This is a genomic window from Bartonella mastomydis (genome assembly GCF_900185775.1).
Classification (GTDB): Bacteria; Pseudomonadota; Alphaproteobacteria; order Rhizobiales; family Rhizobiaceae; genus Bartonella; species Bartonella elizabethae.
Genome location: NZ_LT883138.1, coordinates 943,169 through 961,001, shown reverse-complemented (window position 1 = coordinate 961,001; position 17,833 = coordinate 943,169). Strand labels below are relative to the sequence as shown.

Sequence of the window (17,833 nt, the reverse complement as noted above, 5' to 3'; positions counted from 1 at the left end):
TAACTAAGGAGAGTAGGCGTGGCTCGTATTGCTGGCGTCAATATCCCGACAAATAAGCGTGTAATTATTGCGCTTCAATATATCCACGGGATTGGACCAAAATTTGCTCAAGAAATTATTGAAAAGGTTGGCATTCCTACAGGGCGTCGTGTGCATGAGCTTTCAGACGCTGAGGTGTTGCAGATTCGTGAGGCGATCGATCAGGGATATCAAGTTGAAGGTGATCTTCGTCGTGAAGTTGCTATGAATGTTAAGCGTTTGATGGACCTTGGTTGTTATCGTGGATTGCGTCATCGTCGGTCTTTGCCTGTCCGAGGACAACGTACACATACGAATGCTCGTACGCGTAAGGGGCCTGCTAAGGCAATCGCTGGTAAAAAGAAATAAAGAACTTTGAGAGAGGTTTTTTGTATATTCTATTTCTTGTTGAGCTTCGTTTGACAAGGAAAAGAGGGTGGAGCTGCTGATATTACGGCAGTGTTGAGATCGTTGAAAGGAAAATTATGGCCAAGGAAGCCACACGTGTTCGTCGTCGCGAACGTAAAAATATTTCATCGGGTGTTGTGCATATCAATTCAACATTTAATAATACAATGATTACAATTACTGATGCTCAGGGGAATGCGATTGCGTGGTCATCTGCAGGGGCTCAAGGTTTTAAAGGGGCACGTAAATCTACACCTTTTGCCGCTCAAGTTGCTGCGGAAGATTGTGCGAGAAAAGCACAAGAACATGGTATGCGTTCTTTGGAAGTTGAAGTTTGTGGTCCTGGGGCAGGGCGTGAATCTGCTTTACGTGCGTTACAATCTGTTGGTTTTGTCATTACTTCTATTCGTGATGTAACACCAATTCCTCATAATGGATGTCGTCCGCGGAAACGGCGGCGTGTTTAATTGGGTGTTGTTTTTTGTTGTCGGAGATTTCTCTGATGTTCACATTGGTCGTTACGATTGAATGGTAACGGAACTAAAGAACGGGAATAAAAATATGATCCAGAAAAACTGGCAGGAACTTATTAAACCCAATAAGGTTGAATCATGTGCGCATGATAATCCGAATATTACAAGCGTAATTGCTGAGCCTCTGGAGCGAGGATTTGGTTTAACATTAGGAAATGCACTTCGTCGTGTGTTGTTATCTTCGCTTCGTGGGGCTGCTATTACTGCTGTACAGATTGATGGTGTCTTACATGAATTTTCATCCATTCCAGGTGTTCGTGAAGATGTGACGGATATTATCCTGAATATAAAGGAAATTGCACTTCGTATGGAAGAAGAAGGGCCTAAACGTCTCGTCGTTTATAAAGAAGGTCCTGGTGTGGTGAAAGCAGGAGATATTAATACCGTTGGGGATATGGAAATTCTCAATCCAGATCATGTTATCTGTACCCTTGATGAAGAGGCTGAAATTCGTATGGAATTTATTGTCAATACAGGGAAGGGGTATGTTCCATCTGATCGTAATTATGTTGATGATGGTCGTATAGGGCTTATTCCAATTGATAGTCTTTATTCGCCAATTCGCAAAGTGTCTTATAAAGTGGAAAATACGCGTGAAGGTCAAGTTCTCGATTATGATAAATTGACGTTAACGATTGAAACAAATGGTGCTGTGAATGGAGAAGATGCTGTTGCTTTTGCAGCGCGCATTCTTCAGGATCAATTATCGTTATTTATTAACTTTGAAGAACCACAGAAAGAGCCTGTTGAAGAGGCGGATTCTGAGCTTTCCTTTAATCCAGCGCTTCTCAAAAAAGTGGATGAATTAGAGCTTTCTGTTCGTTCGGCAAATTGTCTTAAGAATGATAATATTGTCTATATTGGTGATCTTATTCAAAAAACAGAATCTGAAATGCTTCGGACACCAAATTTTGGTCGTAAGTCTTTGAATGAGATTAAGGAAGTTTTGGCATGTATGGGGTTACATCTTGGAATGGAAATTCCTGCATGGCCGCCTGAAAACATTGATGATCTTGCTAAACGCTATGAAGATCAGTATTAAAATTAGAATTTAGGAGAGAGCTTATGCGCCATAGTAACTCAGGCCGCAAGTTGAACCGGACTGCCAGTCACCGTAAAGCGATGTTTGCAAATATGGCGACTTCGTTGATCGAGCATGAGCAGATTGTGACAACACTTCCAAAGGCTAAAGAAATTCGCCCTATTGTTGAAAAACTTGTTACTCTCGGTAAGCGTGGTGGTTTGCATGCGCGTCGACAAGCGATTGCAGCACTTCGTGATACAGAGAAAGTTGCAAAGTTATTTGATACACTGGCACCGCGTTATGCATCACGCAACGGTGGGTATTTGCGTATTATGAAAGCGGGGTTTCGTACCGGTGATAATGCGCCCATGGCTGTCATAGAATTTGTTGATCGTGATGTCGAAGCAAAGGGGGCAGCGGATCGTGCTCGTATCGAGGCTTCAGAGAATGAGAAGGGTACGTCCTCATAAGTTTTTTATTCTATTGCATTTAAAAAGGCCGCCTTTTCTTAGGCGGTTTTTTTATGTGTATTTTTGAAGTTTTTTTTACTTGAAAAATAGATGGTGAGAGAAAATTATAGGATATTGAATTATTTGATTTTTATAATATTTACTGTTTAAATGGCTTGTTTTTATTCTCTATTGTGAAATATTAATAGAGATCCTTCATTTGCGGGGTTGTTTTTTTTAATTCTATGAATCTTCAACAGAATGGGCTGATTTTATAAGGAGTAGGTTATGAGGTATTCTTTTTGGGTGCGGCTTTTTTTTGCGGTTATGATGCTGATATCGTTTGATCATATCTATGCTCATGTTCCTCAAACACAAAAAGAAATCACTCTTTCATTTTCTCCTTTAGTTAAAAAGACAGTTCCATCTGTTGTCAATATTTACGCAGCTCGACAAATTAGAGCACGCTCACCTTTTGAGGGTGATCCATTTTTTGAGCAATTTTTTGGTCGTTTGCAAAATAATTTTCCTGTCCGGAAGCAATCATCATTAGGGTCAGGAGTGATTGTTGATGCACGTGGTTTGATTGTTACAAATTACCATGTCATTAAAGATGCAAGCGAAATTAAGGTAGCTTTTTCTGATGGGCGAGAATTTGAGAGTAAGGTCGTGCTCAAAGATGAAGCAACGGATATTGCTATTTTGGAAGTTGATGTAAAAGATACTCAGTTTCCTGTTCTTCCTTTGGGGGATTCTGATACTGTTGAAGTTGGTGATCTTGTTCTAGCTATTGGTAATCCTTTTGGTGTTGGTCAAACGGTTACAAGTGGTATTGTTTCAGCGCAAGCGCGTACACGTGTTGGGATTTCTGATTTTGATTTTTTTATTCAAACAGATGCTGCCATTAATCCAGGAAATTCTGGTGGCGCTTTAATTGATATGAAAGGTCAATTAATCGGAATTAATACGGCTATTTATTCACGTTCTGGTGGTTCTGTAGGGATTGGTTTTGCTATTCCAGTTAATCTTGTAAAAGTGATGCTTGATACCGTTAAACGTGGTGGAAAATATTTTGTGCCACCTTATATTGGGGCATCCTTTCAAAATGTTACACCTGATATTGCTAGTGGTTTAGGTTTAGAACGGCCCTATGGTGCTCTTATTATTGAAGTTATCAAAGACAGTCCTGCTGAAAAAGCCGGTTTGAAAGTAGGTGATGTTATTTTGAGTGTGCAGGGGATGCGCGTTGATAGTCCAGATAGTCTTGGCTATCGTTTGATGACAGCGGACGTTGGCCATAGTCTTGCTTTAGAATATTTGCGAGGTGGAAAAACTTTAAAAACACAGATAAAGGTTGCATCGATATCGGAAACTGCATTTTTAAAATCTGAAAAAATTACAGGTGACAGTCCTCTTGCTGGTGCCGAAGTGTTAGATTTAACACCACAAAATAGTCGACGTTTTCATCTTCCTATATCGGCAAAGGGTGTTGTGGTTACCAATCTTGATGAAATGAGCAATGCTGCGGGAATTTTTCGGCCCGGAGATATTTTACGTGTTGTCAATGGCTATAAGATTCAAACAGTTCATCAGTTGAAAAAGATTCTTATGCAAATGCGTTCGCGTACTTGGCAATTGGAATATGAACGTGATGGTATGTATATTCGTCAATTTATTCGTTGAGGTTTTTTTTGAAGAAAGATTTTTTTACTTCATCGATTGATCCTAAAATTAATAAAAATCAGCCACTTGCGGAAAGAATGCGTCCTTGTTCTCTCAATGATGTTGTGGGACAAAAGCATTTAATTGGAGAAGATGGTTTGCTTTCACGGATGGTGGCATCGGGCTCAATTGGATCGATGATTTTTTGGGGGCCTCCAGGGACGGGAAAAACAACGGTTGCACGTTTGTTAGCACTTGAAACAAATTTCGCGTTTGAACAAGTTTCTGCTATTTTTACAGGCGTTTCTGAACTTAAAAAGATTTTTGAAGTTGCACAGAGGCGTTTTATGTCTGGGGATAAAACACTTCTTTTTGTTGATGAAATTCATCGGTTTAATCGTGCACAGCAGGATAGTTTTCTTCCTGTGATGGAAGATGGTACGGTGGTCCTGATCGGTGCAACAACTGAAAATCCTTCTTTTGAACTTAATGCTGCTCTTCTTTCGCGTGCGCGGGTTTTAACATTTCTTTCTCATGATCATGAAAGTTTAGGCATGCTTTTGAAGCGTGCTGAAAAAGTGATAGGAAAGTTGCTTCCTTTAGATGATGGGGCCAGAGACGTTTTGATAGGGATGTCTGATGGTGATGCGCGGGTAGCATTGACATTAGCAGAGGAAGTTTGGTCTGTTGTGCGTTCCGCAGAGATTCTTGATGCTGGTGCGTTGCAAAAAGTTATTCAGCGTCGTGCACCCATTTATGATAAAGGACGAGATGGGCACTATAATCTCATTTCAGCGTTGCATAAATCTGTTCGCGGCTCTGATCCTGATGCGGCGCTTTATTATTTAGCACGTATGTTGGATGCTGGTGAAGATCCTCTCTATATTGGGCGAAGATTGGTTCGTATGGCTGTTGAAGATGTTGGTTTGGCGGATCCTCAAGCTCTTGTCATTTGTAATGCGGCAAAAGACGCCTATGATTACTTAGGATCACCAGAAGGAGAATTGGCTTTGGCGCAGGCATGTCTCTATGTTGCAACTGCACCAAAGTCAAATGCGACATATCTCGCATATAAAGCTGCATTGCGTTGTGCACAAAAAAATGGTTCTTTACCACCTCCTAAACATATCCTTAATGCACCGACGAAATTAATGAAGGAGGAAGGGTATGGAGAGGGTTATTGTTATGACCATGATGAACCAGATGCTTTCTCTGGACAAGAATATTTTCCTGAAAAACTTGGACGCCAGAGTTATTATAAACCAGTTGAGCGTGGTTTTGAGCGTGAAATTGTCAAACGTCTTGAATGGTGGAAACAATTGCGCAAAAAACGTAAAAATCAACCATAAAATTGGGATTGGAACACATTTTTTATTGATTTTGAATTTATTTTTTATTCCTCATGTCGTTGTATGAACTTTAGTTTATATTTTAAACACTTATTGCATTATTCGTAGAACAATTTTTTGATCCCTGCAAAGGCATATCTTTTTATGGATTCAAATTTAAGAAATATGTTATTCAACTCTTAAAATTACTTTATTTTTGTGGTTTTAATTGACTAAGATATTGATTATAATCATTATTAACTGTTTTGTATGTTGAATGAGAGCTCCAAATACCGTACGATTCTCTCATTCTAAATCTCGTTAATTACAACCATTCGCTTGTATGTTACATGCTGGATTGACATGTGATAAAAACTGTACAGGAAAAAACTAAAAATGACTCTTATGAAGAGTTTCAAGGGTCGAGAGCCTTTGCAACATTGGGGGCTGGAAAAGCGTGTGGTGAGGTAATGATCGTGGTGCTGAGTTGTTCCAAGCGTAAAGAGGTTGGTACTCAAGATTTTGCATACACCATTTCACGAGTGCTGTCGCAAAATGGGTGTAACGAGCGTTAAAAAATCCCTTTTAAAAACAAGTGCGTGAATATGCAAACACAAAGGTGTTCTGTTCTTTGATGCAGTAGGGGGGTGATTAATGAGGCGTTTTTATGTGATTAAGGGGGCGTTTTTTCTTAGGGACATAGGGGTAAGCAGGAAGGTTAAACATTGTGTTGAAATTTAAATTGTTACTTTTCTAGAGAGAGATAAATGTGTTAATTTGCTCTCTTATAGAAAGTATTATTTTATTTTGAGTTTATGTTGTGTCATAAGATAGGGAGTGTCAGTTCTTTATTTTGCTGGTCATGATATGTTATAGACATAACGTGGGGATAGAAGTGAAAATAGTCTGTGAAAATCTAAACTCAAGGCTTTAGTTAAATTAAAAGGGCAATATACACTTTAAGTGTTAGATTATTATGAATCGGTCAAGGATATAATCGTGGATAAAACAAAAGCTCTCGATGCTGCTCTCTCACAAATTGAACGTTCTTTTGGTAAAGGCTCGATTATGCGTCTTGGGCAAAAAGAGCAAGTTGTTGAAATTGAAACCGTTCCAACAGGATCATTATCCTTGGATATTGCTTTAGGGATTGGTGGGTTACCCAAGGGGCGTATTGTGGAGATCTATGGACCAGAAAGTTCTGGGAAGACAACATTGGCGCTGCATGCTATTGCTGAGGCTCAGAAAGGAGGGGGAATTTGCGCTTTTATTGATGCTGAACATGCGCTTGATCCTATCTATGCGCGTAAACTTGGTGTTGATTTAGAGAATTTATTCATTTCTCAGCCAGATACTGGTGAACAGGCGTTGGAAATTACAGAGACGTTGGTTCGTTCTGGTGCTGTTGATGTGCTTGTTGTGGATTCTGTTGCAGCTTTAACACCGCGAGCGGAAATTGATGGTGAAATGGGCGATGCTTTACCAGGATTACAGGCGCGATTGATGAGCAAAGCTTTGCGGAAACTTACAGCTTCTATTTTTCGCTCTAACTGCATGGTGATTTTTATTAATCAAATTCGCATGAAAATTGGTGTGATGTTTGGTTCGCCTGAAACAACAACGGGGGGAAATGCTTTAAAGTTTTATGCTTCTGTTCGTTTGGATATTCGTCGTATTGGCTCTATTAAAGATCGGGATATGATTGTTGGTAATCAGACGCGTGTTAAAGTGGTGAAGAATAAGTTGGCTCCTCCCTTCAAACAGGTTGAGTTTGATATTATTTATGGGGAAGGGATTTCCAAGCTAGGTGAATTGATTGATTTAGGAGTCAAAGTGGGTATCGTAGAAAAATCTGGCTCGTGGTTTTCTTATAATTCTCAACGCTTAGGACAGGGACGTGAAAATGCAAAACAGTTTTTACGCGAACATGCAGAAATAGCGGCAGAAATTGAAACGGCTTTGCGTCAAAATGCTGGTTTGATTGCGATTGAGTTGTTAGAAAATGCAGGATCTGAAAATACGGAAGGTGATGAAGTCCTTTAATAGACCGTTTTTTCGTTTATAATTTTTTTTATTTAAGATGTTTTCTGTTTTTATTTGTTTGAGTTTTTAAATATACAGTTATTTTTTTCTCAATTTTTTTTAATAAATATTCCGTTCTTTGATTAAATTGACTCCATGCGTGGCAAAGAGGATATTTAATGGGGGGATTTTTCTTTTAAGGTTTTTTGCGGTATTCTGCAGGTGTAGATATGAATAGTGTTAATAATATCCGGTCAACATTTTTGGATTATTTTCATCGTCATGGGCATCAAGTTCTTTCTTCTAGCCCACTTGTTCCACGCAATGATCCTACACTCATGTTTACAAATGCAGGGATGGTGCAGTTTAAAAATGTTTTTACGGGACTTGAACAGCATCCTTATAAAAAGGCGACAACAGCACAAAAATGTGTTCGTGCGGGTGGAAAGCATAATGATCTTGATAATGTTGGCTATACGGCACGCCATCATACATTTTTTGAAATGTTGGGGAATTTTTCTTTCGGCGATTATTTCAAAGAAGAGGCCATTTTTTTATCATGGGATCTTTTAACAAAAGAATTTTGTCTACCAAAAGATAAATTGTTGGTAACCGTTTATCAAAGTGATGATGTTGCTGCTAAATTATGGCGCAAAATTTCAGGCCTTCCCGATGAAAAAATCATTCGTATTGCGACAGTTGATAATTTTTGGTCAATGGGAGAAACAGGCCCTTGTGGTCCCTGTTCGGAGATTTTTTATGATCATGGTGATGAAATTTGGGGTGGTCCTCCTGGAAGTGTGGATGAAGATGGTGATCGCTTTATTGAGATTTGGAACCTTGTGTTTATGCAGTATGAGCAGCTTTCTAAGGAAGACCGTGTTGACTTGCCTCATCCTTCTATTGATACCGGTATGGGGTTAGAGCGTATTGCGGCTGTTTTACAGGGTGTTCATGATAATTACGACATTAATCTTTTTCGTGCATTAATTGGAGTATCAGAAGAAATTACAGGGGTTGAGGCAAAGGGTGATTTTATTGCTAGTCATCGTGTTATTGCTGATCATCTTCGCTCGTGCGCATTTTTAATTGCCGATGGTGTTCTTCCTTCCAATGAGGGAAGAGGATATGTTTTACGTCGCATTATGCGTCGTGCTATGCGTCATGCACATCTTCTTGGTGTTAAAGAACCTTTAATGTGGCAGCTTTTGCCTGCTCTCATTCGTGAAATGGGACAAGCTTATCCTGAATTGGTGCGGGCTGAATCTTTGATTTCTGAAACTTTAAAATTAGAAGAAATACGTTTTCGTAAAACGCTTGAACGAGGACTGGGTTTGTTAAATGAAGAAAGTGCAAAGCTTAAAGAAGGGGATCACTTAAAGGGTGATGTTGCTTTCAAGCTTTATGATACCTATGGTTTTCCACTTGATTTGACGCAAGATGTTCTTCGGCGTCGTGGAATATCTGTTGATGTTGATGCCTTTGACAAAGCAATGGAACGCCAGAAAGAGGAAGCTCGTGCTCATTGGTCGGGTTCAGGTGAAGCTGTTACGGAGACAATTTGGTTTTCTGTTCGTGATCAGGTTGGGGGTACAGAATTTTTAGGGTATGAAACAGAAAAAGCTAAAGGTATTCTTACAGCTCTTGTGTGTGATGGTAAAATTGTTGATGAGGTTTCTTCAGGGCAGAAAGCCATTCTTGTGTTAAATCAGACTCCTTTTTATGGTGAATCTGGTGGACAAATTGGTGATAGCGGTATCATTTCTAATGAAGGTTTTATTTTTGAGGTGCATGATACGCAGAAAAGAGCTGATGGTGTTTTTATTCATCTTGGAGAAGTTAAATCTGGTCATGCTAAGATCTCTGATTGTGTAGAATTAACCGTTGATGGTGTTCGTCGTAAAAAAATTCGTGCGAACCATTCTGCTACCCATCTATTACACCAAGCTTTACGGCAAGTATTGGGATCTCATGTTACTCAAAAGGGCTCTCTTGTGTCGCCAGAACGGTTACGTTTTGATTTTTCTCATCCAAAAGCTATTTCGGCAGAAGAATTGAAAAAAATAGAAGATTTAGCAAATGAGATTGTTTTGCAAAATAATAAAGTGACAACGCGCCTTATGGCTGTTGATGATGCAATTTCTGAAGGAGCAATGGCACTCTTTGGGGAAAAATATGGAGATGAAGTTCGCGTTGTTTCTATGGGAGAGTTGCTTGAAAAGGAAGATTTAAAAAGGTCTTGGTCACTTGAGCTTTGTGGAGGGACACATGTGGAAAGAACAGGGGATATTGGTTTGATTCATATCGTTTCTGAAAGTTCTGTTTCAGCTGGAGTGCGCCGTATTGAAGCTTTAACAGGTGCCGCAGCGCGTCTTTATCTTAGCCGCCAAGATGTACGCATCCGTGAAATTGCTGATCTTTTAAAAACTTCTTCTTCTGATTTAGAAGAACGGGTGAGAGTTTTGCTTGATGATCGTCGTAAACTTGAAAAAGAGTTGAATGATGTGCGTAAGAAAATGGTGTTGAGTGGGGGAATAACAGAAAGTGGTCAAAGTGATATTACTATCATCAATGGATTTTCTTTTATGGGACGTGTTGTAAATAATATTCCACCACGGGATCTTAAAGCACTCGTTGATTCTGGGAAAAAACAAATTGGATCTGGAGTGGTTGCTTTTATTAGTGTTTCAGAGGATGGCAAGGGGAGTGCTGTTGTTGGCATTACGGATGATTTAACGGATCAGTTAAACGCTGTTGATCTCGTTCGTATTCTTTCATCTGTTCTTGGTGGGAAAGGCGGTGGAGGGCGTCCTGATATGGCGCAGGCTGGTGGTCCTGAGGGAACCAAAGCTGATGAAGCATTTGCAGTATTAAAAGATTTTCTAGAAAAATTTAAAAAGTAAAAAATTTCCTTATCGGTTTTTTTACATTGGTATGTTAGATTGGCGTATAAAAATCACGAATATCTATCGAGTGGATTGCTGAAATATAGATACAGTATTATTGAGAGAGATAAAATCATCAAGATAAAAAAGGGGGGGCGTTAGCAAGATTGTGTTGTGCTTCATGCTTTTGTTTATGATGTAGACGAACCATATCTTTCATAAAAGAAAGTATCTATTATATTGATTTTAAAAGAAACATCTCTACCCTATTTTACAATAGGAATTGTGAAGAGGATAACGCAAGATTTATTGCAAAACAGCTTCTTAAGCTTATGAAGTTGTAAGGTATCGCTTTTTCACTTTCAAATTGCTTAAATTATTTCTCGCTCTTCATAAGAGGCTCGTTTTTTAGAGCCGTTTTATTGGTTTCCTTTGCGGCTCATGTGTAAGAGAACAGATTTTTCTTGCAAGTTATGGAACGTAAATTAATCATATAAATCATATAAATCAGATAAATATTGCACAAAACTAAATATTTATATTAATTCAAGTTTTTCTCTGTGCATTTGCTGCATTTAAAATAGATTATGGCATTTTTAGAAATTTTTGCTTACCCACGAACAAAGCATTTTTGCAATGTTTTGTATTGAGAGATTTTTTGCATAAGATTTGTGAAGAGTGTTATTTTTATGATGCTATGGCTTCATGTAAGGGGATGACGTTTTCATTTTCTCCTTCTCTTTCTGGTGGCGTGATTGTTAAATCGCTTGCTTTTAAAAATTTAGAGAAACGGCCCCCTTTATCGATCAACTCTTGAAAGCTTCCTTTTTCAATTAAATAACCCTGTTCCAGAAAGAGGATCACATCAGCATTGCGTATTGTTGAGAGGCGATGTGCTATAATGAAAGTGGTGCGGTTATGGCTTATGCCCTCAAGAGCATCTTTGACACGTGCTTCTGTTTCAACATCAAGAGCGCTTGTGGCTTCATCGAGAATGAGAATGGGGGCATTTTTTAAAACAGCACGTGCAATTGCTAACCGTTGTTTTTCTCCACCTGATAATCGAGTTCCTCGTTCGCCCACCATTGTGTTATAACAATCAGCTTTTTTTAGAATAAAATCATGAGCTTCTGCTATTTTTGCTGCTTCATAAAGCTCTTCGTTTGTTGCACTTGCTTTTCCTATTGAGATATTGTCATGAATACTGCGATTAAAAAGACCCGCATCTTGAAACACTGTCGCTAGAGATTTTCGTAAAGATTCGCGATTGATTGAGCGTATATTTATTCCATCAATGGAGATATGTCCGAAGGTAGGGTCGTATATGCGCTGCAATAAATTGATTAATGTTGTCTTCCCAGCTCCTGTTGGTCCTACAATCGCAATAGTTTTCCCTGCTTCCACTTTAAAGGAAATGTCAAAAACACCTTGAGAAGAATTTGGAAATTTATAGGTAACGTGGTGAAATTGTATGGCGCCCTTAACATTTTTGAGGGAAGGGAGATTTTGTGGTTCGTTGATATTAAAGGTTGAGTCTTCCATTTCAAAAAACTCTTGCAGTTTTGCTTGTGAGGATATCGCGCAATTAATAAAATTGCTCATTTGGTCTAGACGGCTAATCATGAGTTGTGCAAATCCGACAAAAGCAACGACTTCACCTACCCTTAATTGATCTCTTGCAACAAAAAAAGCTCCAAGGAGAAGAACACAAACGATTGAAACTGTTGAAGCCATTCTATTTAAGCCACTGGCGAGCGCCCACCAATTGAGAACAGGATTTTGTGCTTTAAGAAGGTCATTTGTATGTTGGTACAGTATGGATGTTTCTTCTTTTATTCGATTATAACTTTGTACAATAGAAACATTAGAGATTGAATCACTAACATGTTTAAAAAGGTTATGATGATAGCATTCTACAGCGGCTTGTCCGTCTTTTGTTTTTCGCATCACTAAACGGGCAATTAAGACATAGATGATGGCAAGTACAACTAAGACTATTGAAAGACGCCAATTCATGTTAAAGGCTGTGGGGATGAGAACCAATAAGGCGACAAGTGTTGAAAGATGTTGACGCATAAAATCAAGCCATATGGTTGACATGGCGTCTATTGCACGCAAAAGTGTATGGAGTGCGTTGGACGTTCCGCGTTGTTGATGCCAAATTAAAGGCATGGCAATGATACGTTCAAAAGATTCTGTTAAAACCGTTAAACGGAGTCTATGGGCTAAGCGGTCCGCACCACGAGCAACAAGGACATAAGCGATGATATGGGAAAGGCCAAAACAAACCCAAATGGCAAGGGTAGGGATGATTCCTGATTTTTCTGTAATGGAATCAATAACGTGTCCAAATAAAATAGGTTCTGCAATGGTGATAATCGCTAACATAACATTAGCGTTACAGATTAAAAGAGATGCATTTTTTTCTCTCTTTAGGTAAGTGAGAACACGTGCATAGGTTTTGAATAAGGACACTATTAATGATCTCCATTCGCTGTTAAGCGTAAAGGCTACTGATTTTTATATCGAATTTCTAACTAATAAAAATTGAACGTTAAGAAAAGGCAATTTTGGATACTCATTGTAATATGGTGTGATAAAGCCAACGAGAATATGAATTTTTGTGTTTATAAAGGCGCAAAAATAGATCAATAAAATTATCAGGTAAGGGAACTTTCATGGCAGGTGTCGAAATAAAAAAGGTTGAGACAGACGAAAATGGAATGCGTTTAGATCGTTGGTTTAAAGCGCATTATCCAGGACTTGGGTTTGGAGCTTTACAAAAATTGTTGCGTTCTGGTCAGATACGGGTTGATGGTGGACGTGTTAAAGCTGATACGCGTCTTTGTATGGGACAGTCTGTTCGTGTTCCACCTCTCCCTCTTGATGATACGATAAATCTTCCAATAACGGATAAAACACTTCGTGGGAAAGATGATGGAACTGTTTTGAAAAAAATGCTGCTTTATGAAGACCCAAAGGTCTTTGTTTTTAACAAACCAGCAGGCCTTGCTGTACAAGGAGGCTCTGGTTTAACACGTCATATAGACAGTATGCTTGAGGTATGGCGCAATAAAAAAGGTGAAAAGCCGCGTTTAGTTCATCGCCTTGATCGCGAGACATCAGGAGTGCTTATTGTTGCCCGCTCTAGGGGAGCTGCGCAGGCCTTAACAGCTGCTTTTAGAGAACGGGAAACAAAAAAGACTTATTGGGCGTTGGTTCGGGGTGTTCCTAAAAAAAAACAGGACAAAATTTCGACATGGATGGTTAAGGAAATGACCGCACAAGGTGACAAAATGCGTGTTTGTGACCATGGGGAACCCGATTCACATCATGCAGTTTCCTACTACCGCGTTTTAGAGTCACGTGGGCGGGCTCTTTCGTGGCTTGAAATGGAACCTTATACGGGAAGAACACATCAGCTTCGTGTGCATGCTGCCCATATGGATCATCCTATCATTGGCGATTCAAAGTATTTTTTTTCTGATAGTAATTGGACATTACCAGGAGGCATTCAAAATCGCCTTCACCTTCATGCACGTCGTATTCGTATTCCTCATCCTTCAGGAGGCATCTTGGATATTGTTGCACCTTTACCCCCTCATATGGTCCAAAGTTTTAATCTTTTGTCTTTTAATGAGCGCGATGTTGAAACAGAATAATTTATCTTTATTTGTTCTTTTTGGTTGGTGCAAATTTTGTCTGTAAATTTGATTAAGATGGATAGGGTATCATTTATAAAGAGCTTTAGTAATCGCTATAAGAAAATTGTGTTTTTGAGTAATGAATTTTCAAATATCATAAATTTTTTTCCTACAGTTTTTTTATTTGATTGTATTGTTATTTCTAGATAAGATGTATCTTTAATAATCTGGGCTTATAAAGCTGTTCCTTTGCATTATCTACAGAGGTCATATATTGGGGAGGCATGTTTGTTAAGGAAGATGAATGAGATAAAATCTGAAGGATATTGACTGAAACAGTAAGGGCAATTTTTGATTTTTTCATGGAGAATAATTGAGGACTTTTACAGGAACTCTTAGGGAGAGCAGGTTCTAAACAAATTATTGTTTTCAAGGAAGTTTATCCTGTTAGCAGTGTGATTTGATATATTTATAGATTTATGCTTTTTACCTTTGCTTATACAGTGAAACTTATCAGCAAAGTATTCCTTACAATGATTAATTATTCTTCTGTTCGTTTCTTTGAAAGATTATTTTTCACAAAAGAAAAACAAGTTTTTAGAGTCTTAGCGCTTCATTGAAGTGAATTCATTATATGTGTCATATTAGAAATTGGTGAGAAAGCATCAGGTGTGTTTTAGTGTTCTAAGGATGGCATGAATACTTTTGTTTTTTCCAGTGAAAAAACAAATATTCAAAAATTGTGGAAATGTTCCAAGAGGGGATAAGTTGAAATGAGGAATGACTAATGGGATCATTATTGATTGACGTTAAGAGCGTCTCAAAAATATACCGCAGCATAAACAATGCAACGGGTTTTACCAATAAAGTGTTTTCTCTTTTCAAGCCTACTTATGCAAAATATCAAGCGCTAAAAGAGATCAGTTTTACCTTGTGTTCAGGGCAAGCACTCGCAATTGTTGGTCCTAACGGAGCGGGAAAATCAACATTGATTAAAATACTTTCTGGCATACAAGTTGCTGATGAGGGAGATGTTAAAGTTTTAGGCGTTAATCCCTATAATGCCAAAAAAATTCTGTTCAAGTCTCTGGGGGTGGTCTTTGGTCACAAAAATTGCTTATGGTGGGATTTACCCCTACGTTATAGTTTGGAAATGGCGCGCCCCTTATATAACCTTGAGCCAAGCTCTTTTCACCGTGATCTTAAAGAAATTACCGAGCTCTTGAATATTATATCATGGATAAGCCAGTGCGTATGCTAAGCCTTGGTGAGAGAGTAAAAAGTGAGTTAGCGTTTAATTTGTCCTTTAGACCTCAATTATTGTTTCTCGATGAGCTAACGATTGGTCTTGATATTACCTCCAAACATGAAATCAGGGAGCTGCTTAAAAAACTCAAAAAAGAGAAAGCTATGGGATACATCATTACCAGTCATGACATGGGAGATATCGATGGTTACCGTTGATGATATTCTTCTTTTACATAAAGGAAAAAAGCAGTTTCATGGCGCTATTGATACGTTAAAAGAGATGATCCCCTCAAATGTAAGAATAACGCTTTTTTGTGAACATTTACCAACAGTTTCAACGCTTATAAAGGATATTGATGAACTGGCAATAAAATTGTCCACTCCTTTAAAAGAGAAATACTTTAATGATAAAAAATGTACACTAGAGATTTCACTCCCGCGTGAAGATGTGCCACGTTTTATCAGAGAAATCACAACAGAACTTAACTGTCCCTTTTCTGTATCTACTCCCTCACTTGAAGAGATGCTCCGTGTTAAATTTAAAGAATTTCTCTAACTATTTTTTTGCTCTCTTTCTCTTTGCCAAGAATGGATTGCTCACAATCCTTAGTGACAGAGCAATGTTTTTTACCGATATCGTTATGGGGACGCTCTCACCCTTTGTGATTCAACTTTTGTTGTGGAATGCACTTTTTTCTGACACAAGCAATAGCATAAACGGTTTTAGTTTTCATGATATGATATATTATTATGCCTTTGCCTTAATTTTCTCACGCTTAAATAATGGTTATGGTGTTATTCAATCTTTCTCTCAGCATGTTAAAGAAGGGAAGTTAGAAGTCTATCTCACCAAACCATTCAGTTACATGATGCAAATGCTGTTTACCTTTTTGGGTGAAAGTGTGCTCTATGTTATGCCTTTACTTGCTATTTTTGCTGTAAAGCTTAGTTTATCCTCTGAGAATATTTTAGCATTGCTTATAGCTTTCCTGTCATTTTTTCTCATTGTTGTTTTCTCACAACTGCTGTGCTTTTTTCTCTCCTTTGCCATTGCCTTATTAAGTTTTTGGGTAATTGAATATAATATTTTGCTTTCTTTTAGTATTCTCAGTTCAGCGCTTCTTGGTGGCACTCTTCTGCCTCCCTCTTTTTGGCCAACATGGCTCATTCCAGTGATGCAGTTTAATCCTTATCGTTTTACCATCTCAGCTCCTGCCGAATTTCTTTCAGCGCATGATCTGAAAGTGTTCGAGCAATTTATTGTGGGGTGTGTTTTTTATATTTTGTGTCTTTTATTCTTCATTCATATTGCTTGGAAAAAAGGAATGAAAGCCTATCATGGAGCAGGGGGATGAGGTGAAAACAATCCTTTATTTTATCAGCATGAATGTGCGCCGACAAACTGTTTACGGTAAAAACTTCATTGGAGAATTTATTCTTTCTCTGTGCTATTATTTTATTCAGTTTATCTTTATTGATAAAATCTCTTGCTTTTCAGGAAATATTGGAAACTATAGCAGAGATGAAATTCATCTTATCTTTGTTGTTTTCCTTTTACTTGGGATATTTTTGAATATTTTTACCACCTCTATTGAAACATTTTTTGAAAAAGTAGCCGAAGGGAAAATTGAGGGATATCTGACAAAGCCTGTTTCAGTTTGGCTGTTAATTCTGTTTGGCTGGTGTAAACCTCTTTATTTGATTAAGCTTTTTATTGTTTGTGTGAGTGCTTATTCATTTGTCTTGCTACCAGATATGTTAGAAATAAAGCTGAAATGGTTTTCCTTTATCGTTGCAATTGGTTGTGTCTTTATCGTAAACATGTGTTTTTTCATGATGTTCAACTTTATAACATTCATAACCAGCCGTAAGATGCCCGTTGCTTATTTTCATGCAATGCTTTACCAACTTTCTTTTATTCCCATAGCTATCTATCCCTTAAATCTTGTAAAATGGCTGCTGTTTTTTCTGCCTCTAGCTTTTTCTGCTTCCCTCCCTGTATCATTTCTGCTTGGTAAAAATGAATGGAATATTGGATATCTTCTGTTGAGCACTTGTCTTTCTATTGCTATGACTTTCATAAGTTATAAGAAAGCAATGCGTAAATTTAATGGATTAGGGGGATAATGTAAAATTCTGCCTGATGTAAATAAAAAATTGAGCGAATAATTTTATTTTGCCGTAAAATATTTTGTTATTTATGTTGACGCTATAAGGCATGTAAAATTTGTACAGGGGTGTTTTTTGTTAGATATATTGACGAGTGATATTGGCATGTTCTCACAGCTGTTAGTAAGGAAGAACAAAAGCCAGAGATAATGGCTTGATTTTAGATCAAGTTTGTTTGAGTTAGATGGTAGTTTGATACCAAAAGCGTTTAAGACAACATAAGATTATAAGAATAAATTTTTGATTAGATATATAGACTACCGATTGCTTACAGATCAAAAAATCTATGTATACCAAAGTTACTTAAGTTTTTTTCTCTTTAAAATGCACATTTGAACTAAGTTTGTCGTTGATATTTTTTCTATGATGAAAATACATATCTTTTTGCAAAAGCAACAGGGGTATCATCTGCTTTAATTGAGATATCCATAAACTTTGTGTAC

General features: G+C 38.0%; 16 protein-coding genes. 15 read left to right on the top strand and 1 reads right to left on the bottom strand.

Features of this window, described 5'->3' with window-relative positions:
* Positions 1 to 18 precede the first annotated feature (18 nt).
* The 9 genes from rpsM to alaS all read left to right on the top strand — a co-directional run bounded on the left by rpsM (position 19) and on the right by alaS (position 10,347).
* On the top strand, positions 19 to 387 hold the full coding sequence (gene rpsM, locus FJG96_RS07380; protein ID WP_100129410.1) for a 30S ribosomal protein S13: 369 nt from the start codon (positions 19 to 21) through the stop codon (positions 385 to 387).
* A gap of 116 nt (positions 388 to 503) precedes the next feature.
* A complete protein-coding gene (gene rpsK / locus FJG96_RS07375; RefSeq protein WP_005773294.1) occupies positions 504 to 893 on the top strand; it encodes a 30S ribosomal protein S11 in 390 nt (129 codons plus the stop codon).
* A gap of 94 nt (positions 894 to 987) precedes the next feature.
* Entirely contained in the window at positions 988 to 2,001 is a 1,014-nt protein-coding gene (locus FJG96_RS07370; protein WP_139413390.1) for a DNA-directed RNA polymerase subunit alpha, read from the top strand.
* A gap of 23 nt (positions 2,002 to 2,024) precedes the next feature.
* A complete protein-coding gene (gene rplQ, locus FJG96_RS07365) occupies positions 2,025 to 2,453 on the top strand; it encodes a 50S ribosomal protein L17 (protein ID WP_139413389.1) in 429 nt (142 codons plus the stop codon).
* A 267-nt stretch (positions 2,454 to 2,720) separates the two neighbouring features.
* A complete protein-coding gene (locus tag FJG96_RS07360; protein ID WP_139413388.1) occupies positions 2,721 to 4,115 on the top strand; it encodes a DegQ family serine endoprotease in 1,395 nt (464 codons plus the stop codon).
* Between the two features lie 8 nt (positions 4,116 to 4,123).
* Positions 4,124 to 5,443, top strand: a complete 1,320-nt coding sequence (locus tag FJG96_RS07355; protein WP_139413387.1) for a replication-associated recombination protein A — start codon at positions 4,124 to 4,126, stop codon at positions 5,441 to 5,443.
* 344 nt (positions 5,444 to 5,787) lie between these two features.
* Complete coding sequence (locus FJG96_RS07350; protein WP_139413386.1) at positions 5,788 to 5,997, top strand: hypothetical protein; 210 nt, start codon at positions 5,788 to 5,790, stop codon at positions 5,995 to 5,997.
* Between the two features lie 424 nt (positions 5,998 to 6,421).
* The gene (recA, locus tag FJG96_RS07345; protein ID WP_005773299.1) at positions 6,422 to 7,465 is read left to right on the top strand and encodes a recombinase RecA; all 1,044 of its coding nucleotides are present in this window, start codon (positions 6,422 to 6,424) and stop codon (positions 7,463 to 7,465) included.
* A gap of 209 nt (positions 7,466 to 7,674) precedes the next feature.
* Positions 7,675 to 10,347, top strand: coding sequence for an alanine--tRNA ligase (gene alaS, locus FJG96_RS07340; protein ID WP_139413385.1), 2,673 nt, complete (start codon positions 7,675 to 7,677; stop codon positions 10,345 to 10,347).
* A 669-nt stretch (positions 10,348 to 11,016) separates the two neighbouring features.
* Here the strand turns inward: alaS and FJG96_RS07335 are convergent.
* Complete coding sequence (locus FJG96_RS07335) at positions 11,017 to 12,804, bottom strand: glucan ABC transporter ATP-binding protein/ permease (protein WP_139413384.1); 1,788 nt, start codon at positions 12,802 to 12,804, stop codon at positions 11,017 to 11,019.
* A 203-nt stretch (positions 12,805 to 13,007) separates the two neighbouring features.
* Between FJG96_RS07335 and FJG96_RS07330 the strand changes: the two genes are divergently transcribed.
* From FJG96_RS07330 to FJG96_RS07315, 6 genes are all read left to right on the top strand, one after another.
* A complete protein-coding gene (locus FJG96_RS07330) occupies positions 13,008 to 13,991 on the top strand; it encodes an RluA family pseudouridine synthase (protein WP_139413383.1) in 984 nt (327 codons plus the stop codon).
* 769 nt (positions 13,992 to 14,760) lie between these two features.
* Positions 14,761 to 15,234 (top strand): ATP-binding cassette domain-containing protein, encoded by a 474-nt coding sequence (locus tag FJG96_RS09125; protein ID WP_281279017.1) that lies wholly within the window; start codon positions 14,761 to 14,763, stop codon positions 15,232 to 15,234.
* A complete protein-coding gene (locus FJG96_RS09120) occupies positions 15,222 to 15,437 on the top strand; it encodes a P-loop NTPase family protein (protein WP_246046916.1) in 216 nt (71 codons plus the stop codon). Before FJG96_RS09125 ends, FJG96_RS09120 begins: the two co-directional genes overlap by 13 nt.
* Positions 15,424 to 15,777 carry an ATP-binding cassette domain-containing protein gene (locus FJG96_RS09115; protein WP_246046915.1) on the top strand — a complete coding sequence of 118 codons (354 nt, stop codon included), beginning with the start codon at positions 15,424 to 15,426 and terminating at the stop codon, positions 15,775 to 15,777. The genes FJG96_RS09120 and FJG96_RS09115 overlap by 14 nt, the downstream gene beginning before the upstream one ends.
* Before the next feature lie 64 nt (positions 15,778 to 15,841).
* Positions 15,842 to 16,576: an ABC-2 family transporter protein gene (locus tag FJG96_RS07320; protein WP_246046914.1), complete on the top strand. Its 735-nt coding sequence runs from the start codon at positions 15,842 to 15,844 to the stop codon at positions 16,574 to 16,576.
* Entirely contained in the window at positions 16,560 to 17,348 is a 789-nt protein-coding gene (locus FJG96_RS07315; RefSeq protein ID WP_139413381.1) for an ABC-2 family transporter protein, read from the top strand. Before FJG96_RS07320 ends, FJG96_RS07315 begins: the two co-directional genes overlap by 17 nt.
* Positions 17,349 to 17,833 lie beyond the last annotated feature (485 nt).